Here is a 22,047-nt window from a genome sequence, read left to right as displayed (position 1 = left end):
ACGCAAAGGTCGCTAGGCTGACTTGATACGTCCTGCAGGGAGGGTGATATGGGACAGCATGAAGAGAGACTGGCAGTGATCAGAAGCGCTTACGCAGCACGCGACGGCGGTAATGCCGAGGGCTTGGTGACGGCCTTTCATCCCGAGGGCTTGTTCACGTTGATGGGCGACAAGAGCGCGCTCGAACTGACAGGGAGCATGCAAGGGCACCCGACCCTGCGTGGAGCCTTCAGTAAATTGATTGATGAATTCGGCTTCGAAGGTCGCGAAATCCTTGCTGAGCTGGTGGACGGAGATCGCGTCGCCGTTCATTCCCGCGTCGTCGTTCGACACCATCCGACCGGGAAGGCTTCCAGCACCGAGATCCTGGACCTGTTCAGATTTCGGGACGGCACGATCGTCGAGCTGATCGAGTTTGCGGACACTGCGCAGATCAAGGCGATGATCTCCTGAAAGCGCGGTAAGGTTCTGTTAGTGTCGCCTGACGTTGGTGAGTTTGGTGCACTGTCATAATAATTCGAATTGTATGACGTTCAGGTTGTGAACCTGACTGCCGAAAGAGTTATTGAACACGCTGGCCCACGCGCCAGGCCATCTGCCAGAAGTCCGCCTCGAGTCGGGTGGCTTCCTTGAAGATCGCAATCAGCTCTGCCTCGCGGGCCGGTGTGGCGTAGAGATCGGCGAGATGCTCCATGTGCGCCTGCGCTTTGGCAGCGACCTCCTGGTACGGCGCGCCGGCGTACTCGGCGATCCAGACGCGGTAGGCGTTCGTCGCAGCGTCCGCGAGGGGGAGCGAGGCGAGCCGCGTGGCGATCTCCGCGTACCCGATCACGCAGGGGGCAAGCGCCACCTTGAGCGCCAGCAGATCGCCGCGCATTCCTGCGTCGAGCACGTAGCGTGTATAGGCCAGCATCTCGGCCGCCGGCGGGGCCTGTTCAAGGTCGGCCGGGGACAGACCCCAATCGGCGCAGAGCTTCACATGCAGGTTCATCTCGACATCGAGGATAGCCGAAAGGCCGGCCGCGGCTTCACGCATGTCGGCAAGTCGGGGCGACTTGTAGACCGCGAGCGCGTAGGCGCGAGCAAACTCGATGAGGAACAAATAGTCCTGAACGAGGTAGTGACGAAACGCCGCTTCGGGGAGCGAGCCGTCTGCCAATCCGCTCGTGAAGGGATGCTCGGTGTAAGCCCGCCACTCAACGGATGCTGCTGTCTTGAGACGCTCGAAGAAACTCACGATCTTTTTCGCCCGGCTTGCTTGTCCATGAACGTCTTTTGGCTCGCTACCGATAGCGCATTGCGAACGGGGGAGCTACGGTGACCGCGCACAAAACTCACTTTAAGCAGCGTTGCGGATGGGCACTCCCCGCATCGGGAGTTTTGCGTCACCGTAACCCCAAGAGTTTTAAAAGGAACGGCTGGCCGACTTGTCCGGCGCCGCACTGCCCCAGCACTGTATGAGCGGGCTTCAAGTACAGGCTAACTGAGCGCCGAATTTCAAGGTCGGCATGCGTGCAACAGCTCGATGCCGAATCCAGCTAACCTGTAGTAGTCGGTTTGACCAGAAAGATGCCGCGACAAACAGCGAGCAATTACCAAATTTTCGATCGAAACAGCCGCTAGAGTCTCGCGAATACTCAATCGGTCCGCAAAGATTTTTGGATCAACAGTTGCCTGATTGGGGTTTTGGACGAGCGCGCGAGCCTCTTGCAATAGAAGTGCATCAAGCGGCTGCAGCTTCTGGAGAGCAGCAACGAACTCGGGTCGGACATCCGCGGCACGATCGGTGTCCATCGCATTAGCTAAAAGTCTTGCCCAAATCTCCTGCATCTCCGTGCGAGATTCTTGCTGGGCTGCTTCCAGCAACGGTATAGCGATTTGCTCTGGCAGTTCGGTCGTCTTAGCGTCGCGCTCCCGCAATATCTCCTGTGTTCGCCGGGTTATTGCATCCAGTCGCCGGTGCCGTGCAGCGTGGAGCGGGTCTCCAATCAGAATACCGTAAACATCGGCGATTTGCTGAGAACTGGCCTTCACAAGGTCCAGCGCCTTGCTGGCGGCTTTTGCGCTTTCTTCAATCGCGCCTTCGTACGGTGCCTTGTCGGTCATTCGCTTATTCCCCGAGCTTAAAGCCAGCGATAGGCGGCCCAGCCGACCTTGACGAGAGCAAATTGCAGCCAAGGACTAAGATTGCCAACTCCCAACTTTTTGATGCGCCTGAATGTAGGGGCCAAACAGCTTGGGAGCAGTCCGGTAATACTCGTTCAGCTCATTCATTCGATCATAGTGCAGCTTCGGGCCAGCCGGGTCGTGTAGTTTGATTGCAGAGTTCGAGTCCATCAGATCGATGATCACAATTCGGATGCGCTCAAGATATTCGTTGACGTCTGGTCCAAAATAAAACGGCGCTTTTTCGATTGCCTCCGCGTACTCATAAAGTGTGCCATCGTCTGGTTGTCCGGAGGACATGGTCTTGGCTACCACATGTCTTATTGCTTCAAAGATTGCTATACGGCAGTCGAACAGCTCTAGCACGACGCGCTCATTCTCGGTTTGCCAGTTTTGTTTGGCAACTTCTGCCTGGAGGCGAGCCGCCTCAGCTTGGGAGCTTCCTAGGCGATAGGCGACGAAAGCCGCAGCTCCGGCCGCGATGACACCGGCGCTTCCTTACGTGAACAACGATAGACGGCCCAGCCAGCGAGAAACGCGACGGCGAGCAGCACCGCGTTGCGGCGGGAGGCGAGCCATCCGAAGGTTCTAACAGAAGGCGCGCGCCAAGGCGCCCCGAAAGGGGCTTGGCAGATTAACGCTTCGGTGTTCGGATGTCCGTGGGCGTGAAATTAGGACCTGGGCTATTGCCGCGTCTTCACACACGCGTCCACCGCGTAAGCGCACTGCTCCCCGGCAGTTAGGAGACCGCCAGTTGGGCCGGTGTAGTTCATTGAAGAGACCTGGCCGCCGGCAAACACCACATTGATCTTGCAAAAGCGACGTGAGCTGACCGCGGTGGCGCCGTACCGATCGCCGCTGACGCTGGCGACCTCCATGCCATTGCCGGAATCATAGCCCCAGACCTCGGTCGCGCCCTCGGCCGCTTTGTTGGCCGGTGCGCCCATACAAGAGAGCACCTGCTCCTTTGACATGCCTACCATTTGCGTTCGTGCATCTTGGGCGATTTCGGCGCGCTGAAAAGCGCAACCACATAGCGCGACGCCAAGCGCTACGATTCCCAAAACTCGCATGTTCTATTCCCCCAGCCGTGCATCCAACCGCAACGTACGGGGAAGCGCAACCTAAACGCGCTGCAACAAAAGAGATTCCGGTTACAGTGCGTGAAATTGGGATTACAGAAAACGAGTGCCCTGGGATCGAGAGGTTAGTGCACTGTTATGGGTAACCTGGCAGGTCGACTAACCCCACGTCTCAAGCGGCAATCTGCTATTGCGGCGTTTTGTCTATGTGCCCCTCTGTCCGCTTGTCGCCTCGCTTGCAGGCTGTGGTACGGCGCAATATGCGTTCACGCCGATCCGACAAGCTACTGCAAGTGCAATGCCGACCACAGGAACCAAGACAACTGCCGATAAACCAACGACAGAGCCAATTCCAGCGGCTATGGCGCCTACGACTTCAACCTTATGCTTGTTAGTGAGGCTCTCGATCTTTTTTGCGCAAGTCCTTGTAAGAGGGGTCTCCGCAATGAACTTGCGCACCTCTTCCATCACTCGACGGAAAAAACTATGCGACCCGCTACTTGCTCCAAAAGGGAAGGTGTTCTCGGGACCGACCCTGGACAGCCAATTCTGACCGATTTCCTCTAAGCTCGTTTCCATTGGAGAGCATCGCTTCTATAGTCTTTGCATGAGCGGCCGGAAGCGCTCCTATCCAATCAAGTGGCGTAGAATTTTCGAAATCGAAGGTCATGACTGCAACTCGCGAATGTACTCAGCGGAAATCGCGTGGGTGGTCTGATGCAAGGTATGAGGGTCAACACCGCCCAAGCTGATGCCGCCACCTGCCCTAGGAGCGTAAGCACGTTGAGCATCTGGTGCCCACCAACGCGGACCTTGGGGTAACGGAAGTGGCTTCAGCGCATTGGGGCGCAATCGACGGCAGCAACGATTACAAGGACTTTGATACGGCCGTCATCTTCGGACTACCGTTCAGGGATCGCATCTGGGGCACCAACGTGTTCTTTGCGTTCAAGGGCGTCCAGGACGACGACTGGCACGACAACCCATGCTGGAAAGAGCACGCCAACGTCCGTGAGCTGCTGCAGCGCAGACATCTCGCGACCTCGATCATACAGGCGATGGGACGGGTACGGCTTCGCAAGGTTATTGACACGCAAGGTCGGTGCGCTCCCACCGAGGTGTTCATCGTGGTACCGAGTGGGGCGCGGGGCTCCGAGATACTTGAGTACATCCGTCAAGAGCTGCCCAACATCTCAGTGCGCGACTGGGACCTTGAACTCGACGGCCCCAAGATACGTGTGGACCGCAGTGTTCTGCCCGCCGAACGGCTGGTGACCTTCATGTCGAACCGAAGTCCCGGAAGGACCTCTATGAGCCTCATCGACCGCGAGTTTGGCCTCAAGCCTCACCAGCGGAAAGACCTGCAGAAGACTTTGCGTGATGATAACCACCCCACGACCCTGAAGCTCAGGGAGCTGGGGGTCACGTACGGTTCGGAAGGCAAAGGCAGGGGAGCGAAGAGCTTCCTTGTGAAGGCCGCCTGATCGGCAATGGCCGCACCAAGGTTTCCATTCGGAGCCTCAGGTGCGGCCTTTCTTATTCGCGGCACGTCAGCTTAGAACGCAATGGCGGAGATAGGGGCGAATTGGCGGAGATGCCGCTATGGGCAGAAGCGGTCGTCGCGTCCGGTCAACCTGACAGCAACCATAAGGAAATGGACGCGAACGGTTCCTTCTAAACAAGAATGGATAGCTTTTCCGTCTCTCGATACTCTCGGCTGGTGTTTGGAAGGCATACAGCATGTTACCAGCAGACTACGTCTTTGGCTTCGCTCTCGCGATGGTCGGCGCGTTGAACTTCTATTTTGGCCCCCGTATCGAAGGCGAGCGCATTGCCATGCAATGGGATCCCAACGGCCAGCCAACATGGTACGCGCCAAAACGGCTCGCAATGTGGGGAATGATTGCCTTCATGGCGGCTGTCCGCCTCCTCATTTGGTTGGCTTCGACATATGCGCCGCAGCATGTGCACGGTGCTGAATTAGGAATCGTCATTTTCTCGCTGATCGCCGCCGGCTCTCACCTGTTCGTTTTGACGAAAGCGAGAGCGACCCTCTAAACGGTCGCGCAAAGTCGATTTCGGGGTCATTCGCCTCCATGCAGACTTCTACCTGTCACTTCCGGACCACCCCGAACAGCGGACATAACGGAACCGACCTAGCTTGTCCGAAACGGGCCACAAGGAGACGTTGGGGGTTCGACCCTCACACTTCGGACGGGGGAGCGTCCTGCTTGCGCTTTCGAAGGGCGGCGTTCATCTCGTAAGGCGTCGCACTACGCGGAAGCCCAATCGCGCTGACTTTATGCCACCCAAACAAATAACCTATCACCGCGCCCGCCAACGCCGACAGCACGATTGCTACTAGACTATCGGAAATGAATTGGCGGAAGAACCGCCCAGTTGCCGCGTCCAAGAAGCCAAATACGGCGATGCCGACGAGCGCATACAGGATCGGAACAGGGAGCGTTGATCTTATAAATGATAGCGCAGTATTGGTTTGTTGCGGAGGGATAACAACCGGTGAAGCGGGCTGCTTCGGTTCAATGCCCAGCGACTTTGCGCGACGAAAACCGAGCATAAGAGCGAAACACGTCGGCACGAAAAAAATGAGGTTGGCGAACCCGATCTGCGAAGACCCCGAGTTGAAATGAGGAAGGAACGAAAACCTCGCGAATGCGAAAACGACTGCGGAGCAGACGACAACTAATTGAGCGCACGTAATGCAGAGCAGGTAGCCGAAGAGCGAGCTTTTGGTCTGTCCCGCGATCCAGGTGCCTGCCCAGCCGCCGGGGACCATAAGAACTCCGAACAGAAAGAGCCAGACAGCAAAAACTGCGGCGACTGCTGACATACAAGTTCCCCAAGCGGCGCTGCTTCTGTTTAGGGCACCGATTGCAAAGAAACTGTTGCGGGTGCCCTTGCCTCCAAGCAGCGGGTGATTGCGCTTTGTTAACTTCCGCTTCGGGTCAAACTGCGACCTGCCGAACTGCTCCGGCCTCGTCCGCTCCTCGTGCGTTAGCCGACGCGGTTCTCGCGAGCCCCAGAGCTGCCTTGCGGCTTCATCGGGTTACCTTGGTGCCGCGCGTGGGGCGTGCCGCGCACTGTGATCAATCTAGCTTGTATCTCGGGAATTTGTTCAATGCCTCAGCCATAGCGGCGGCAGTGGGAGCGCCGTATTTTCTGCCCTCGGTGGCTTGCGTGTGTCCGGTTATGGCGTCGTTCATCTTCTCAGGCATCCCAATTTCGTCAGCAATGCGCTTGAATGTGTGACGCCAAGCATGGTTGGGACTGATGTGGGGATCATCGACACCAAGCTCACGAACCCATGTCCCCAGATGAGCGCGTGCAGTGTCAGCACGAGGACGCGAGGGCTTGAGAGGATCAGCACTGGGGCGTGGCGGCGTCTTGTCGTTATAGAACAGCGCGCCTTTTCCAACCTGCTTGACCATTTCCAGGAAGCCTTGTGCAATCAAGTGTTCGTGGATGGGAACAACGCGCGACTTGCCTGTCTTGATCGTGCCAGCTTCCGGCGTCAGCTTCATAACGTGAAGACCCTTTCGGTCCTCGACGTCGATCCCACGCAACTGAGTGATTTCGCCTGACCTTGCTCCCGAATACGCACAAAGCCACGGTACCCAGCGGCGAGTTCTCTCCGCAGGCGTGACGGGTTTCTGATAGCCTAAGCTGGCGTTGAGAATGATGCTTGCCTCAGTGTCTGTGAAGCTGCGGCCTTCTTCTCGTGTCTGCGCCCTGCGAGGAACGTCTACTCGCACTTCCTTGAACGGGTTTTGCCTAACGTGCTTGTGCTCACGAGCCCAGCCAAATACGCGGCGAGCGGACGACAACCATACCTCGCGAACCGTGATTGCCTGACGGTCCTTGTTGATCAAGCCGTGCACCCATTTACGGGCAGCGTCCTCAGTAATCCCGTCAGCCCCGACCTCAGCGAACTCCCGCTGCATTTCGAGGAACACGGAGCGCCAACGGGTGACCGTCTTCGGGGCAATGTTGGTGGCCTTGACAAACGCCTCGAACAAACTCCAACAACTCACACCGGAGGCGCGCGCCGACCCATCGGTGAACGCTGGAAAGCTGTCAGGAGTGTCATCATGGGAGTAATCGCCATTCGCGCGCCTCTCTAGCAGTAGGATGGCGGGTAAGAGGTTGTCAGAGACCGCATCCACGAACAGTGCATAGCCGGTGGAGTTCAGCGCCTTACCTTCGCTGGCCAAGAACGTCGCAACGCGCCCCAATTCGGCTATCTGCGCCCTCACTGCTTCGCGGACATCCGTCTGCTTGGCCCATTCCCAATGAGGATCGGCCTTGGGATCCTCGTGGTAGCTGTCGGGAGCTTCAGGGTAGATCACGTTCCACATGAGGTGGTCGCTGAACTCCCGCCAGTGCTTGGCAGAGCCCGGTTCTCCCTCATGCTGCTTCACGAACCACTGGTACCAGCGGCCAGCGAGAGCGATGGCGTTGAGCTTGGTAAGTGGCTGGCCCTCGCCGTTTCGTTGGGCCCGTAGCGTGGCAATGCGCGTTTCGACCTCGGCTTCCCATTCCCCGAGACGGGCCTTTGCTTCGTGCCTCGACGTGACGGCTGGGAGCTTGAGATGCGCCTCGCGCTTGTGACCGTAGAGCCGCTGGTATTCCTCGCGGACGTCTTCGGGGATGACCTTGCGGGCAAACCAGCGACCGTCAGCAATCCTATTCAATGCAACCATTCGCAACGCCATTTGTGCAGCCTTTTGTATTTCGGCGGCGCAAATCCTCTTGGTCTATCAATAAGATGCTGAGAACGCGGAGTTATCCGCAGTCTTGGTACAGTTGGGTGGGCTCGAACCACCGACCTCCTGTTCCACAGACAGGCGCTCTAACCAACTGAGCTACAACTGCATCCTTGCGAGCCGCCCGAGGGGCGCCCTTGATAGGGCCGGTCACCGAGGGGGGCTGGACGGGGCGGAAACTAGGTGCAACGGGCGTTTTTGGCAAGGCCGCAACACCCTCAAAACGTCCCGCAAACGAGGTTATTTCCAAAGCAAAACCCGGGCTCTAGGCCCGGGTTTCTTAATTCAAACGACCCGGCCAGATCAGGCGGCGGGGTAGAGCTTCGCGGCGGAGGCCTTGATCGGCTCGGCGGCGGCAGTGGCCGCGCGCTGGGTGATCTCGGCGAGCTCCCGGGCCTGGGCCTGGAAGGTTTCGAGCTGCGTCTTGGAATGGTTGGTCCACAGCGCGAACGCATCCTGCGGCGCCTTCACGCTGAACAGCTCCTGGGTGAAGTCGAGATGGGCCTTGGTGTTGGCCTTCGCGAACTCCATCAGCTTGGCGGTGTATTCGCTGACGCCCTTGTGGGCGGACGCGAACACGGCCTCGACGGTGCCGTTGTGGGTTTCGGCGGCGTCCTTGAACTTGGCGTAGTTCTCGCGGGCCTGCGACACGCCCTTTTCGGCGAACGCACGCATCTGCTCCGGAACCTCGAACGGAATGACGGAGGCGGAGAATGGATCAGTCGTACCTGTCATGCTTTGTCCCTCACACTAATGAAAAAACGGAGTGAGCCTTCAGGCGCGCCCGCCGGCCAACCGGGTGACGGGCGCGAAGACTGGAAACACAAAACGAATGATGGCTCGCCCAGCGCGGAGACCATGCCTGCCTAAGATGTCAACATTGTGCAACGCAACGGGTTTTGGGGTGCATTGCGCAAATTTAATCGCGGGGAGGATGAGGTTCCCGGTATGGGGAACCGGTGGTTGAGGTAACCAGGTGGTGCCTGAGCGCGCGCCTCGTCCTTTGAGACGACCGCTGCGCGATCTCCTCAGGATGAGGCTGGGCGGCATGGGTATCTGCGGACGCGGGGATCTCGAAGAATGGGGATGCGAACGGGCTACGGCTTGCGGGGTCAGGGACATTAAGGTTATCGCGGCTTTAGGCCTTGGTGCATAGGCTTCGGCCGTGGACCTGCCCGGCCCTGCGGGCGATACTAACCCTTTCTTAAGGCTGTCATTCCCGGCAGCCTGATGCGCACAAGCGGGACGCGAAGCCGGTCGGATGACGAGTTCGGATTTCCAGTTGCGAGGCGTGGGCGATCCCCGGCTGGCCGTGCACGCGACCTCGCCGCTGCCCGTCTGGCTGTGGTCGATCGACGGCACGCGCGTGCTCTGGGCCAATCCGGTCGGGGCAAGACTGTTCGGCGCGGCCCATGCCACGGCGCTCGCAGACAAGACCTTCGGGCCCGCCGACAGCCACCGCCGCCAGATCATCCGGCTTGCCGGCCGGCTGCCTCCGAACGGCGCGATCCGGCTCGAACGGCTGCGCGGCTTCGGCGCGCGGTTGGGCACTCTGATGACCTGCGCCTGCGCCCGGCTCGACTTCGCCAATGGCGGCCGCGCCGTGCTGGTCACCGCGATGGACCCCGGCTTGCGCACCATGCCGCTGGTCGAGCGGCTGCTTCGTCTGGTCGACGGCGCCAAGACGCCGATGGCGGCGTTCGCACCCGACGGCCTGTTCGTCGGCGCCAGCGAAACGGCCCGCACCCTGCTCGGCTTCCGCGATCTGACCGAGGGCGGCCTCGAACAGGCGCGCAGCGATGCGCTCAGCCTTGGCCGCGCCGAGACGCCGATCGGCATCGGCCAGATGGTGCTGCAGCGGGTCGGCAGCGGGGCCGATGTCGGCCTGGTCGCGCTGATCGAGCCTGCCGTGCAGCAGGCGGCGGCTGCGACTGATGAGGTCGAGTCCGAGGCCGCCGAAGAGGTCGCGCGCGAAGAGATCGCCCGAGAAGACATCGCTCAGCATGAGGCTGCGCCGTCCGCTGCTCCAGCCGCCGTACCGCAGGATGTGCAAGCGGCGCCGTCGCACGAGGCGCCATCAGAGATCGCGCTGTTCGACGCCTTCGCCGAGCCGGTCGACGCGCCGCAAGCAACGATCGCGCACGAACCGCCCGTAAGCGAGCCGGCGACCGAGATCGTCTCGATCCAGCAAGCCGTCGAGCAAGCGGCCGAAGCCGCGCCAGAAACTCCGGTTGAAAACTCGGCCGAAGCCATGGTGTCGCCGCAGGCAGCGCCGACCGTGACCGGCATGGTCGAGCCGCCGTCGGGCCACGAAGAGCCGCCCGCACCGCGTCAGCATCCGCTGCGCTTCCTCTGGAAGGTGGATGCAGAGGGCCGCTTTGTGCTTCTCTCCGACGAATTCATCCACCTGATCGGGCCGCGCACGGCCGCCGGCTTCGACCGCCCCTGGCGCGAGATCGCCGACGCCTTCGCGCTCGATCCTGAGAGCCGCGTGGCGCAGGCGCTTGCGAGCAAGGACACCTGGGCCGGGATCACCGTGAACTGGCCAGCCGATGGCGGCGAGCATCTGCCGGTCGAGCTTGCCGGGCTTCCGGTTTATGACGGCGAGCGCAATTTCGCGGGCTTCAGGGGTTTTGGCGTCTGCCGCGATCTCGACGGCCTCAACCGGCTCGATGCGCTCAGGCGCTTTGAGCTTTTGGCCGAACCGGCGGCGCCGCAAAGCCTGTCCGCCAATGTGGTCGAACCCGAGCCAGAGCCCGAGCCGCCGCCTCCGCCGATCGAGCCGCCCGCGCCTGAGCCCGAGCCTGAAGCCGAACTGACCGACCCCACAACCGACGCGAATTCACATCCAACCGATCCGGAAACGCCAGTGGAAACGCCTCCCAATGTCCTGCCGTTCCGAGCGCCCGGCGACACGCGATCGCCGACGCTGACGCCGGTCGAGAACAGCGCGTTCAACGAGCTCGCCCGCCAATTGTCCGAGCGCCTCGAACGCGACAAGGAAACCATCGCGGCATCGTCCGAGCCGCCGGATGCCGAGATCACGCCTGAGGCGCCGACGCCGGAGCCCGAGCCTGAGACGCCGCACGCGCCGGCCGAATGGCTGACCGCGCCCGCGCCGCCCGCGCACGGCCACAGCCCGCGCGATCGCGCGCTGCTCGACCTGCTGCCGACCGGCATCCTGATCTATCGGCTCGACCGCCTGCTCTACGCCAACCCCGCGTTTCTCGCGCGCATGGGCTATGCCAGCCTGAGCGCACTTGAGAACGCCGGCGGGCTGGATGCACTCTATGTCGAGCCCGGCGTGTCCGCGGCCAGCAGCACGTCGCAAGCCGGCACGCCTGTCACGATCAGCGCGACGCTCGCCAATGGCGAAGCGCCGCTGCCGACCACCGAGGCGCATCTGCACGCGATCGACTGGGACGGCGAGAGCGCGCATGCGCTGATCTGCGCGCTGCCGCAGGCAGCACCCGTTGCGCCCGTCGTCGCCGAGACCGTCACCGCCGAGACCATTGTCCCCGAGACCTTCCCCACCGCGCCGGAGCCCGACGCCGGCGAGGCGGCCGCGGAAGATCTCGCCGCGATCCTCGACACCACGGCCGAGGGCATCGTGATGTTCGATGCCGAAGGCAACATCCACGCCTGCAACCGCAGCGCCGAGGCGCTGTTCGGCTATGACGGCGAGACGCTGATGCAGCAGAATCTGGTGACGCTGTTCGCGCCGGAGAGCCAGCATGTCGTGATCGACTATCTGGAAAACCTCAAGAGCCAGGACATCGCGAGCCTGCTCGACCACGGCCGCGAGGTGCTGGGGCGCGAGAAGAAGGGCGGCGTCATTCCGCTCGCGATGATCATGGGCCGCACCCGGCCCGACGGCCCGAACTTCTTCGCCGTGTTCCGCGATCTCTCGCACAGCAAGCAGGGCGAGAGCGAGCTGACGCAGGCGCGACGTCTGGTCGACGGCGCGGCCAATGCCAAGGCCGACATGCTGGCGCGGATCAGCCACGAGATCCGCACGCCGCTGAACGCCATCATCGGCTTCTCGGAGGTGATGATCTCGGAACGCTTCGGCACGCTCGGCAACGAGCGCTACGGCGAGTACATGAAGGACATCCGCGCCTCCGGCGAGCGCGTCATCGCCATCATCGACGACCTGCTCGAGCTGTCGCGGATCGAGACCGGCAAGCTCGACCTCGACTTCGCCAACCTCAACCTCAATGATCTGGTCGAGGCCTGCGTTGTCGTGATGCAGCCGCAGGCCAATCGCGAGCGCATCATCATCCGCACCTCGCTCGGCCATGCGCTGCCGCAGGTGAGCGCGGATGCGCGCGCGATGCGGCAGATCACGATGAACCTGATCTCGAACTCGATCCGGCTCGCCAGCGCCGGCGGCCAGGTCATCGTCTCGACCGCGCTCACCGACCACGGCGAGGTCGCACTTCGCATCCGCGACACCGGCCACGGCCTCAGCGAGCGCGAAGTCGCCGCCGCCATGGAGCCGTTCCGCACGCCGCCGCCGGGCGATGCCGAGGACAATTCGGCGCTGAGCCTGTCGCTGACCAAGGCCCTGGTCGAAGCCAACCGCGCCCGCTTCAACATCAAGAGCGCGGCGAACTCCGGCTCGCTGATCGAGGTGGTGTTCGCACCGGCGCTGGCGCAGGCGTAAGCGGCGAACGCGATTTCCTGCCCGCGGTGCACGGGCGGCTTCGGCCGAGCCGCGCCCGACGAAGGGCGCCAGCTCATTGCGACTTCTTCCCGAGCGGAACCGAAGCCCCTCGTTGCGGCTTGAAGCCTGGACCCAGCGTTTCTCCTGCTGATCAGTTCGACACTGCAGCTCCGCACCCCAGCGACTTCAAATGACCGACCGAGCGAAATCCGTGGCATCGAAGCAGCGTCCGCCCAAGCGGAGCGAGGCGGCGCGGAGCGAGGGCGGCCCGACCACGACCGAGCGAAAGCCGCTGCCTACCGGCGCGGGCGCGCGCATGAACGCACGGGTCGTGCTTGCCCTTGCGCTGGTCGCACTCGCGTTGTGGACGGCGGCGGGCTTTCTGCCCGCAGTGATCTGGGCCGCGATTCTCGCAACCAGCCTGTGGCCGCTCTACACCAAGTTTGCGGCACGCGTGACCTCCGGCCGGTCCAGCCTGGCCCCGCTGGTCTTCACGCTCGTCGTCGCCCTCATCCTGTTTACACCGATGTCGCTTGCCGTCTATCAGATCGCGCAGCAAGGCGATCTGCTCGTGGGCTGGATGAAACAGGCCGGAGAGAGCGGGATCGAAGTGCCTGATTGGCTCGCCCGCCTTCCGATCGCCGCAGAGAGCATCGAGCAGTGGTGGCGCAGCAATCTTTCCGATCCCAAAGCCGCGACCGCATGGCTGAAAAGCGTCAACGCAGACAACGCATCGGAACTGTTTCGAACGTTCGGCGGACAGCTGCTTCATCGCCTGTTTCTTCTGTTCTTTTCGCTGATCGCCTTGTTCGTCTTGCTGCGCAACGGCCGGTCGATCTCGGACCGCGTGCTGGAAACCTGCGATCGGCTTTTCGGTGAGGCGGGAGAGGGTCTCGCCGAGCAAATGGTCGATGCGATCCGCGGCACCGTGAACGGTACGGTGCTGGTCGCCGCAGGCGAGGGATTATTGATCGGCGTGGCCTATTTCGTCGCGGGCGTGCCGCATGCCATCGTATTCACGATATTGACCACGGCCTTCGCCATGCTTCCGTTCGGCGCCTGGCTCGCTTTCACCGCTGCGGCGGTGGTGCTGGTCTCTGGCGGAGGCAGCGGCTTCGCAGCCGCGGGCGTCTTCTTCTGGGGCGCGATCGTCATGTTGGCCGGCGATCATTTCGTCTGGCCGACCCTGGTCGGCGACTCCGCGCGGCTGCCGTTTCTGTTCGCGTTCGTCGGGATCTTCGGAGGCCTGGCGGCCTTCGGCCTTCTGGGCTTGTTTCTCGGCCCGGTGATCATGTCGGCGTTGCTGGTGGTCTGGCGCGAGTGGGTGTTCCGACCTGTCGCGCCCGAGAAGAACGGTTGAGTTGCCGCGGGCGTATCCCCAAGCACACGCCAGAAAGCAAAAGGCACGGCGCTTGCGACGCCGTGCCTTCCGCATTCATGAGGCTCGATCTCAGCTGTAGATTTCGAACAGTCCCGCGCCGCCCTGGCCGCCGCCGATGCACATCGTCACGACGCCCCACTTCGCCTTGCGGCGCTTGCCCTCCTGGAGGATGTGGCCGGTGAGCCGCGCGCCGGTCATGCCGAACGGATGGCCGATCGGCGCTGGCGAAGGCATAAGGCGAGATCAGGCTGGGACTGGACTGGCGGCTGCCTTTACGTAGTGGCGCAACCCGCTCGGACATGTAGTATGGCCCTGCCGGAGCGGGGTACCAAATTGGACGGAATCAATCTTCACGATCCCCTCTTCGCCACCTATGTCGTTGCCGCCAGCTTGATCATCCTCAAGGCCGTGGCGATGTCGTGGCTCACCGTGGTCCGGATGGTGAGGGCCCAGGGCGGCTACCGTTCGCCGGAGGACATCAAGAAGACACCACTGAATCCCGCACCCGATCCGGCGCAGCTTCTTCCCAACGAAGATGTGGAGCGGATCCGCCGGATCCAGATGAACGATCTCGAGAGCCTGCCGTATTTCCTGGCCGCGGGCTTTCTTTATGTTCTCACAAAGCCGTCGCTGCTTCTCGCGCAATGCCTGCTCTACGGCTACGTTGCCTCACGCCTGCTGCATTTTCTCGCCTATCTCACCGGGCAAATTCACGACATTCGCGCAATGCTGTGGACCGTCGGCTCGGTCATCCTGGTCTTCATGACCGTGCGCACGCTGCTCGTTGCACTCGGCGCTTGAGGCTCAGTCGGCCACGCCGGCGATCTGCTGGGCCGAAAGGTAGCGTTCAAGCGCCTCGTGCTGCTTGAAAAAGCGCATGGCGCGCAGATCGCGGATCGTCGTTTTTTGTGCCGCATCGCGAACCCGGGTGACCTCGCGGGCTTCCTCCAGCCGGCCGACCCCGACCAGGTTGGCCGCGAGCATGCGATGTCCGGTGCCGTTGCTCGGATTGTGCCGAACCGACTTGCGCGCCCAGGCAACGCCCTCCTCGTACTGCCCGAGGGCAAAGTAGGACGCGGTCAATCCCGTCATCCACATATGGAGCATGCTGTCCTCGGGGCTGAGGACGAGAGACCGATGCAGGCATGCGAGTGCGTTGGCATAATCGCCTCCCATGCTGTCGATCATTCTGAGTACACCCCATGCGAAAGCCGAACTCGGATTGAGCCTTGCGGCTTCGCTGGCGTGAATGCGCCCCTGATCGTTGTCGCCGGCGGGCCCAAACAGCGTGAAGCCATAGACAGCGTGGGCGAAAGCGTCCCCACTATCCTGCTCGACGGCGCGGCGCGCCAGACCGACCGCCTCGGACGCGGCATCCGCAGACATGTTGGCGCCGAGCGGCGGAGCCATCACGAGTCCCCAAGCCAGCGCCGCCAGCGTCGCCGTTCGCTCCTGATCGAGGCTCAGAGACCGCCGAAGCAGATCGATGGCCTTGACGATACCTTCGCGGGTGCCGCCCCATAAATGATGAAGGCCGCGCAAATACAGATCATAGGCCGAAAGATCAGTTGGCGGCTTGCGGCGTGCGCGTTCGATCTCGGCGCTACGAACGGCGGGATCGACGACTGCGGCAACACTGCTGCTGACGTCGTCCTGCAGGTCGAAGATGTCGACCAGGGGGCGATCGTAGCGATTGGACCAGACCTGGGCCTCGCTTCCGGTATGAGTGAGCTCGGCCGAGACGCGAATGCGGTTGCCCGCCTTGCGAATATGACCGCTCAGGACGTATTGCGCACCGAGTTGCTGCGCAATCTGCCGGCTGGTCATTCCCTTGTCCCGAAGGGCAAAGCTCGATCCGGCCGCGATCACCACCAGCTCGCGAAAGCGCGATAGAGCGGTGATGATGTCTGCAGTGACGCCATCGGCGAAGTAGTCCTGTTCGGTTTCATCACCCATGTTGCGGAACGGAAGCACCGCCACGGAGGGCCTGTCGTTGCCGAACACGTGCTCCGCCTGGTGCGAAAGGTCTGCCGTCGGCTCCGCTGCCGGCAGAACGATCTTCTGCTCCTGGACCTTGCGCAATTCCGCAGCCAGCGCGCTGGTTGTGGCATCGGGCGCGGTGCCGAGCTCTTGCTTCAGAAAGGCAACGACGGCCTGATAATATTTGAGCGCCTCGGCGTTGCGGCCGGCCGCGGACAACGCGCGCATGATCAGGCGGTGCGCATCCTCGCGCATGCTGTTGAGTGCATTGGCGCGCTGGCCGGCGAGCAGGGCATCGCCGGCACGTCCGTCGGACAGTTCCTGGTCGCCGAGCGCTACCATCCCGCCGACCGCCAGCTCCGATAACCGCTCGCGTTCGCCGGCCAGCCACTCGCTCCAGCCCTCAGCGTTGACCGCGATGTCATCGACGAGGCGCCCGCGATAGAGATCTGCCGCCGCGGTCAGCGCGTCACGGCTGCCCTTTCTGACAAGCCGCTCGAATTGCGGCACATCGCAGGTGATCACAACGGCATTCAACGAAATGAATTCGCCGTCACTCCTGAGAGCACTCTGACCAAGAACTTGACGCAGCTTGAACAGCGCCTGTCGCAGGTTTTGCTTCGCCTGCGCTTCGAAGTGCGATCCCCACAGCAAGGTCGAGAGTTTTTCGCGGTGCTGAGGCTGAGGTGCCGTGCAGGCCAGATAGGCCAGCAATCCCGCGAGCTTCTTGTTCGGTAAGCTGACGGCACCGTCCGGCCCGATCAGTTCAAAACGTCCAAGAAGTGCGAGAGTAAAACTTGGGCTGGGCGCGGGTGCAGTTTCGGTCATTCCGCCTCAAAAATAAGCAGATGCGCTCACGGATATACATCCTACACGAATTGCCGCCTTAGCGAACAATATTAACGCTGCAGTGACGGCCGAGTGACGCCGGCGACGACGACAGTGGGTTCAGATCGCATCGCGACGAGATGCCGGTTGGTTGATCGACGCGGAGCAATTTCATCCGGAAGCCAGCGTGCGCGCGCATCACCTCATCATGATCGTCGTTGGCTTGTTCGTGGTTCTCGCCGGATTCGACGCAGCGTTGACGACCTTTGCACACCCGACACTCAGGGCCGCTTCGCAGTCGGCGCCGCCCGTCGCACCGCTCCTTTTCGGAGGCGACTGATCGCACGCCGGCATCACAACAGCCATCAAACAGGAGGTCGCATTGACCGACATCGCACAGCAGGGAAGACAATCGCAGAGGTTTCTCGCGTCCGACCAAGAACAGCGATTGGTTGCGATGTGGAGACTTGGAGTGGTCGCCTTCTATGGCTCGCTCCTGGCGCTGGTGATTGCCTTCGCGGCAATGAGCAAGGCGCCCCGAGAGCGCCAAGCCAACCTCGCCTCCGACGATTTCGTTACCCACTACATTTCAAACCCGCCGGCGCCGTAGGCGATCGGGACGAGCGACAGCAAAGCATATGAGGACAATCGTGAACAATCACAACCGTGCTGCGTCTCCAATTCGGGCCAGATCTCCGGCATCGCACGACAGAAAGCGAACAGGCGGCGAGACGCGCCTGATGATCCTCGTTCTGCTGGGATTCGGCCTCGTTCACGTGATCGGCGCGATCCTGATTCAGCGCGCGTCGACCGAGCCAGGTGATCCGCCCCTGATCCTCGCTTCGCACACCGACTGACGGCCGCCACATGCAGCCGGTTCATGGGATTTGAAAAACCAGGAGGCAACATGCCAGCAATCATACGCACGATTTCCCGCACGGTCCTCTCGGTCATCGGTGCCGAATTGGCGAAGCACGCCCTCCTGTTGTGCGCAGCGTGCGCCTTTGTGTTCGTGCTCTCACGAACCTACGGCCTGGATTTGAGCGCCGGATTCTTCTGACGTTCGCAATGGCGGCCGACATGACTGAAATCTGAAGACGCATCGTCGTCGATGCGCAAGTCCAGAGGAGCTGATATGTACGTTGGCCGGATATTGTCCACGCTTGGCGGACAAGGACCCATGCTCCTGGTGATCTCGCTTTGCGCAGGGCTGGTGATCACTCCCTTCGCTCATCTCGGCTACGATCTTTTGCCTTTTTCGGCATTTCTTCTGACGCTGGGCTCGTTTCTTACGGCGGGTCTTGCCCCCTCTGAAGCCAGCATTCGTCCGCTCCTGATGGGCGTGGTGCTTGCCTGGGTTGGCCTGGTGCTGCCATTCGCTGCTGCGATTCTGCTGTCCTTTGCTCCGCTTCATCCTGCGCTGCGGGCCGGCGTTCTGCTTTCATTGCTGGCGCCGCCGGTCGGAAGCGCCGCTGCGATCGCCGGAATGCTCGGTTTGCGACCACGTCTCGCACTGCTCGTTTCCATCGCACTGACCTTGCTCACGCCGATCTCGATTCCGAGTTTTGCCACGGTGCTCGGACTTGGAATTGCATTCGACATGGGCGGGCTGGCGATCCGGCTCTTCAGCATTATCGGCGCTGCAGGCCTGGTGGCCTTCCTAGCCATGAGGTTTCGTCGTCATGTGATTCCTGTTCTGCCCGATCAAAGCGCCGCCACCGGGATCGCCGTTGTCGGGCTCATGATCGTGGGGCTTGCCACCTCGCAAGGCATACGGGCGCAATGGACCAGCAACGCCCTGCGTTTCGACGTGATGCTCGCCGCGGCGATCGTGTTCAATTTCGGTCTGTGCGTCCTCGCTGCCATGACGTTCGCGAGACTGGGGTGGCAAACCGCCGGTACCATCGGTCTCGTGAGCGGAAACCGCAACGTCACGCTCGTGTGGGCAGCGGCGAGCTTCGGTCTGCCGTCGCTGGCGGAAGGTTATGTCGCTGCGTGCGTCATCCCGGTCCTCGCGCTTCCCCTCATCATCAAGCTTTGTCTTAGACTACCATCCTTCAGCCGCTTCATCCCACAAAACCGATGACCCAAAGAGTACACGCCTGACCTGGTGCTCAAACAACAAGGCACGGCGCTTGCGGCGCCGTGCCTTCCGCATTCATGAGGCTCGATCTCAGCTGTAGATTTCGAACAGTCCCGCGCCGCCCTGGCCGCCGCCGATGCACATCGTCACGACGCCCCACTTCGCCTTGCGGCGCTTGCCTTCCTGGAGGATGTGGCCGGTGAGCCGCGCGCCGGTCATGCCGAACGGATGGCCGATCGCGATCGAGCCGCCGTTGACATTGTACTTGGCGGGATCGATGCCGAGCTTGTCGCGCGAATAGAGACACTGGCTGGCGAAGGCTTCGTTGAGCTCCCAGAGATCGATGTCGTCGATCTTCAGACCGTGACGCTTCAACAGCTTCGGCACGGCAAAGATCGGGCCGATGCCCATCTCGTCCGGTTCGCAACCCGCCGCCGCCCAGGCGACGAAGCGGCCCATGGGATTGAGGCCGCGCTTCTCCGCGTCCTTGGCTTCCATCAGCACCACGGCCGCGGCGCCGTCCGACAGCTGGCTGGCGTTGCCGGCCGTGACGAACTTGCCGGGACCCCTGACGGGCTCGAGCTTGGCAAGACCTTCCAGCGTGGTCTCGGGCCGGTTGCACTCGTCGCGATCGACGACGTAATCGACGATCGACTCGGCCTTGGTCGCCTTGTCGACCACCTTCATCTTGGTCTTCATCGGGACGATCTCGTCCTTGAACTTGCCGGCCTGCTGCGCGGCGGCCATGCGGCGCTGCGACTCCAGCGAATACTCGTCCTGATATTCACGGCTGAGATTGTAGCGCTCGGCGACGATATCGGCGGTGTCGATCATCGCCATGAAGATCGCCGGTGCCGTCTTGAGCAGTTCGGGATCGATCGATTCCTTCGGCGTGCCGCCGCCCGGCATCGAGATGCTCTCGACGCCGCCGGCGACGATGCAGTCGGAACCGTCCGAGCGGATCGAGTTAGCGGCCATCGCGATGGTCTGGAGACCGGACGAGCAGAACCGGTTCACCGAGACGCCCCCGGTCGATTTCGGCATTCCCGCCAGCAGCGCGGCCTGGCGGCCGATGTTCGGCGCGCCATGAGCGCAATTGCCGAGATAGCAATCCTCGACATAGTCCTTCTCGACGCCGGCGCGGTCGACTGCGTGGTGAATGGCGTGGGCCGCGAGCGACATCGGCGGGGGGATGTTGAACCCGCCGCGGCCGGATTTCGCGAGCCCCGTGCGTGCATAGGAAACGATGACGGCTTCACGCATTGTTTTCTCCCTTTCGAACGATTTTGACCGGAGCATCGGTCGAGGTTTCTCGGCGCCATTGGTACACAATGTCCGGCGGTCGCGGGAGAAATAAAAAAGCCGCCCTCGCGAGAGGGCGGCGTTGTTCCGCGGGTCGGAATATGTCGGCGGATCAGAACGTCAGCGCCTTGACCTGCTTGACCTGCGGCAGGGCCTGCACCTTGGCGAGCAGATCGGCCGGCACCGCGCCGTCGACCTCGATCAGCGCGATGGCATCGGAGCCCGGCGCGACGCGGCCGAGATGGAAGGTCGCGATGTTGATCTTGGCATCGCCGAGCAGGCTCGCGAACTTGCCGATGAAGCCCGGCTTGTCCTCGTTGGTCACGTAGATCATCGACTTGCCGAATTCGGCGTCGACGCGGATGCCCTTGATGTCGACCAGGCGCGGCTTGCCGTCGGCATAGACCGTGCCCGAGACCGACCGCTCCTGCCGCTCGGTGGTGACGGTGACAGTGATCAGGCTTTCATAGTCGCTCTGGGCGGCGCGGACGATCTCGTCCACCACCATGCCGCGCTCCTTGGCGACGACGGGCGCGGAGACGACGTTGACCTCGCCCAGCATCGGCCGCAGCAGGCCGGACAGCACGGCGGAGGTGATCGCCTTGATCTTCATCTCGGCGACATGGCCTTCATAGGTGATCTCGACCTTGAGGATGCCGCTCTCGGTCAGCTGTCCCGCGAACGAGCCGAGCTTTTCCGCGAGCGCGATGAACGGCTTCAGCTTCGGGGCCTCTTCCGCCGTGATCGAGGGGAAGTTGACGGCATTCGAGATCGCGCCGGTGAGCAGATAATCCGACATCTGCTCGGCGACCTGAAGCGCGACGTTCTCCTGCGCTTCGGTGGTGGACGCGCCGAGATGCGGCGTGCAGATCACGTTGGGATGGCCGAACAGCACGTTCGCGGTGGCGGGCTCCTCGACAAAGACGTCGAATGCGGCGCCGGCAATGTGCTTGGAATTCAAAGCGTCGACCACGGCCTGCTCGTCGACGAGACCGCCGCGGGCGCAGTTGATCAGGCGCACGCCCTTCTTCATCTTGGCGATCGCGGCTGCGTCGATGATGTTCCTGGTCTTCTCGGTGAGCGGCGTGTGCAGGGTGATGAAGTCGGCGCGCTTGAGCAGGCCGTCGAGCTCGACCTTCTCGACACCGATGTCCCTGGCGCGCTCCGGCGACAGGAACGGATCGAACGCAATCACCTTCATGCGCAGGCCGAGCGCGCGGTCGGCGACGATCGAGCCGATGTTGCCGCAGCCGACGACGCCGAGCACCTTGCCGGTGATCTCGACGCCCATGAAGCGGTTCTTCTCCCACTTGCCGGCCTGGGTCGAAGCGTCCGCCTGCGGAATCTCGCGCGCCAGCGCCAGCATCAGGGTGATGGCGTGCTCGGCGGTCGTGATCGAATTGCCGAACGGCGTGTTCATCACGATGATGCCCTTGGCCGTGGCGGCGGGAATCTCGACGTTGTCGACGCCGATGCCGGCGCGGCCGATCACCTTGAGATTGGTCGCCTTCTCGAGGATCTTCGCGGTCGCCTTGGTCGCCGAGCGGATCGCGAGGCCGTCGTAATTGCCGATGATCTCGGCGAGCTTGTCCTTGTCCTTGCCGAGGTTGGGCTGGAAATCGACCTCGACACCGCGGTCCTTGAAGATCTGTACGGCGGCGGGAGAGAGCGCGTCGGAAATGAGAACTTTGGGTTTGGTCATGGGAATGTGTCCTCTGCCTTCCTAAGGGAAGGGCCTTAGACCGGATTGGGTGAATGTCTCGGAGCACTTCTCC

19 protein-coding genes, 1 tRNA gene and 1 pseudogene are annotated in these 22,047 nt (G+C 62.0%); 9 read left to right on the top strand and 12 right to left on the bottom strand.

The features are described 5' to 3' along the window. Window positions 1-48: 48 nt before the first annotated feature. A complete protein-coding gene (locus tag IVB13_RS14380; RefSeq protein ID WP_247489302.1) occupies window positions 49-453 on the top strand; it encodes a nuclear transport factor 2 family protein in 405 nt (134 codons plus the stop codon). Between the two features lie 109 nt (window positions 454-562). Here IVB13_RS14380 and tenA read toward each other — a convergent pair whose 3' ends face one another. The 4 genes from tenA to IVB13_RS14360 all read right to left on the bottom strand — a co-directional run bounded on the left by tenA (window position 563) and on the right by IVB13_RS14360 (window position 3,149). Beyond that, window positions 563-1,237 (bottom strand): thiaminase II, encoded by a 675-nt coding sequence (gene tenA, locus IVB13_RS14375; protein WP_247489300.1) that lies wholly within the window; start codon window positions 1,235-1,237, stop codon window positions 563-565. A gap of 260 nt (window positions 1,238-1,497) precedes the next feature. Next, window positions 1,498-2,106 (bottom strand): Abi-alpha family protein, encoded by a 609-nt coding sequence (locus IVB13_RS14370; protein WP_247296207.1) that lies wholly within the window; start codon window positions 2,104-2,106, stop codon window positions 1,498-1,500. A gap of 75 nt (window positions 2,107-2,181) precedes the next feature. Continuing rightward, window positions 2,182-2,532, bottom strand: a complete 351-nt coding sequence (locus tag IVB13_RS14365) for a hypothetical protein (protein ID WP_247296209.1) — start codon at window positions 2,530-2,532, stop codon at window positions 2,182-2,184. Between the two features lie 317 nt (window positions 2,533-2,849). Further along, window positions 2,850-3,149 (bottom strand): hypothetical protein, encoded by a 300-nt coding sequence (locus tag IVB13_RS14360; protein WP_247296211.1) that lies wholly within the window; start codon window positions 3,147-3,149, stop codon window positions 2,850-2,852. Window positions 3,150-4,042: 893 nt separating this feature from the next. Here IVB13_RS14360 and IVB13_RS14355 point away from each other — a divergent pair. Both IVB13_RS14355 and IVB13_RS14350 read left to right on the top strand, forming a co-directional pair. Then, complete coding sequence (locus IVB13_RS14355) at window positions 4,043-4,732, top strand: hypothetical protein (RefSeq protein WP_247489299.1); 690 nt, start codon at window positions 4,043-4,045, stop codon at window positions 4,730-4,732. A gap of 256 nt (window positions 4,733-4,988) precedes the next feature. Continuing rightward, window positions 4,989-5,306 (top strand): DUF1648 domain-containing protein, encoded by a 318-nt coding sequence (locus tag IVB13_RS14350; protein ID WP_247489297.1) that lies wholly within the window; start codon window positions 4,989-4,991, stop codon window positions 5,304-5,306. A gap of 145 nt (window positions 5,307-5,451) precedes the next feature. Here the strand turns inward: IVB13_RS14350 and IVB13_RS14345 are convergent, their stop codons facing one another. The 4 genes from IVB13_RS14345 to IVB13_RS14330 form a co-directional block, all read right to left on the bottom strand. Further along, window positions 5,452-6,099 carry a hypothetical protein gene (locus IVB13_RS14345; protein WP_247489296.1) on the bottom strand — a complete coding sequence of 216 codons (648 nt, stop codon included), beginning with the start codon at window positions 6,097-6,099 and terminating at the stop codon, window positions 5,452-5,454. A 256-nt stretch (window positions 6,100-6,355) separates the two neighbouring features. Further along, window positions 6,356-7,969, bottom strand: a complete 1,614-nt coding sequence (locus tag IVB13_RS14340; protein WP_247489294.1) for a tyrosine-type recombinase/integrase — start codon at window positions 7,967-7,969, stop codon at window positions 6,356-6,358. 95 nt (window positions 7,970-8,064) lie between these two features. Further along, window positions 8,065-8,141 (bottom strand) — tRNA-His (locus IVB13_RS14335). A 194-nt stretch (window positions 8,142-8,335) separates the two neighbouring features. Further along, window positions 8,336-8,767, bottom strand: coding sequence for a phasin (locus IVB13_RS14330; protein WP_018453573.1), 432 nt, complete (start codon window positions 8,765-8,767; stop codon window positions 8,336-8,338). Window positions 8,768-9,293: 526 nt separating this feature from the next. Between IVB13_RS14330 and IVB13_RS14325 the strand changes: the two genes are divergently transcribed. Together IVB13_RS14325 and IVB13_RS14320 are read left to right on the top strand one after the other, a co-directional pair. Further along, window positions 9,294-12,698 carry a PAS domain-containing protein gene (locus IVB13_RS14325; RefSeq protein ID WP_247489292.1) on the top strand — a complete coding sequence of 1,135 codons (3,405 nt, stop codon included), beginning with the start codon at window positions 9,294-9,296 and terminating at the stop codon, window positions 12,696-12,698. A 190-nt stretch (window positions 12,699-12,888) separates the two neighbouring features. Then, window positions 12,889-14,058 carry an AI-2E family transporter gene (locus tag IVB13_RS14320; RefSeq protein WP_247489290.1) on the top strand — a complete coding sequence of 390 codons (1,170 nt, stop codon included), beginning with the start codon at window positions 12,889-12,891 and terminating at the stop codon, window positions 14,056-14,058. 90 nt (window positions 14,059-14,148) lie between these two features. Here IVB13_RS14320 and IVB13_RS14315 read toward each other — a convergent pair. Then, a pseudogene (locus IVB13_RS14315) lies at window positions 14,149-14,295 on the bottom strand (acetyl-CoA C-acyltransferase); the annotation flags it as partial. Window positions 14,296-14,385: 90 nt separating this feature from the next. Here IVB13_RS14315 and IVB13_RS14310 point away from each other — a divergent pair. Continuing rightward, window positions 14,386-14,880: an MAPEG family protein gene (locus IVB13_RS14310; RefSeq protein ID WP_143273320.1), complete on the top strand. Its 495-nt coding sequence runs from the start codon at window positions 14,386-14,388 to the stop codon at window positions 14,878-14,880. Window positions 14,881-14,883: 3 nt separating this feature from the next. Here IVB13_RS14310 and IVB13_RS14305 read toward each other — a convergent pair whose 3' ends face one another. Next, window positions 14,884-16,887, bottom strand: coding sequence for a BTAD domain-containing putative transcriptional regulator (locus tag IVB13_RS14305; RefSeq protein WP_247489288.1), 2,004 nt, complete (start codon window positions 16,885-16,887; stop codon window positions 14,884-14,886). Between the two features lie 151 nt (window positions 16,888-17,038). Between IVB13_RS14305 and IVB13_RS14300 the strand changes: the two genes are divergently transcribed. The 3 genes from IVB13_RS14300 to IVB13_RS14290 all read left to right on the top strand — a co-directional run bounded on the left by IVB13_RS14300 (window position 17,039) and on the right by IVB13_RS14290 (window position 18,973). Beyond that, window positions 17,039-17,227, top strand: coding sequence for a hypothetical protein (locus IVB13_RS14300; protein ID WP_085348785.1), 189 nt, complete (start codon window positions 17,039-17,041; stop codon window positions 17,225-17,227). 42 nt (window positions 17,228-17,269) lie between these two features. Further along, window positions 17,270-17,497: a hypothetical protein gene (locus tag IVB13_RS14295; RefSeq protein WP_085348786.1), complete on the top strand. Its 228-nt coding sequence runs from the start codon at window positions 17,270-17,272 to the stop codon at window positions 17,495-17,497. A 570-nt stretch (window positions 17,498-18,067) separates the two neighbouring features. Next, window positions 18,068-18,973 (top strand): hypothetical protein, encoded by a 906-nt coding sequence (locus IVB13_RS14290; RefSeq protein ID WP_247489286.1) that lies wholly within the window; start codon window positions 18,068-18,070, stop codon window positions 18,971-18,973. Window positions 18,974-19,060: 87 nt separating this feature from the next. Here the strand turns inward: IVB13_RS14290 and IVB13_RS14285 are convergent, their stop codons facing one another. Then, window positions 19,061-20,233 carry an acetyl-CoA C-acyltransferase gene (locus tag IVB13_RS14285; protein WP_247489284.1) on the bottom strand — a complete coding sequence of 391 codons (1,173 nt, stop codon included), beginning with the start codon at window positions 20,231-20,233 and terminating at the stop codon, window positions 19,061-19,063. Window positions 20,234-20,384: 151 nt separating this feature from the next. Continuing rightward, a complete protein-coding gene (gene serA, locus IVB13_RS14280; protein ID WP_247489282.1) occupies window positions 20,385-21,974 on the bottom strand; it encodes a phosphoglycerate dehydrogenase in 1,590 nt (529 codons plus the stop codon). Between the last annotated feature and the right edge of the window lie 73 nt (window positions 21,975-22,047).

Origin of the sequence: Bradyrhizobium sp. 17, assembly GCF_023073515.1 — a bacterium.
Taxonomy (GTDB): Bacteria; Pseudomonadota; Alphaproteobacteria; order Rhizobiales; family Xanthobacteraceae; genus Bradyrhizobium; species Bradyrhizobium canariense_D.
This window is presented reverse-complemented; position numbering and strand designations above follow the sequence as displayed.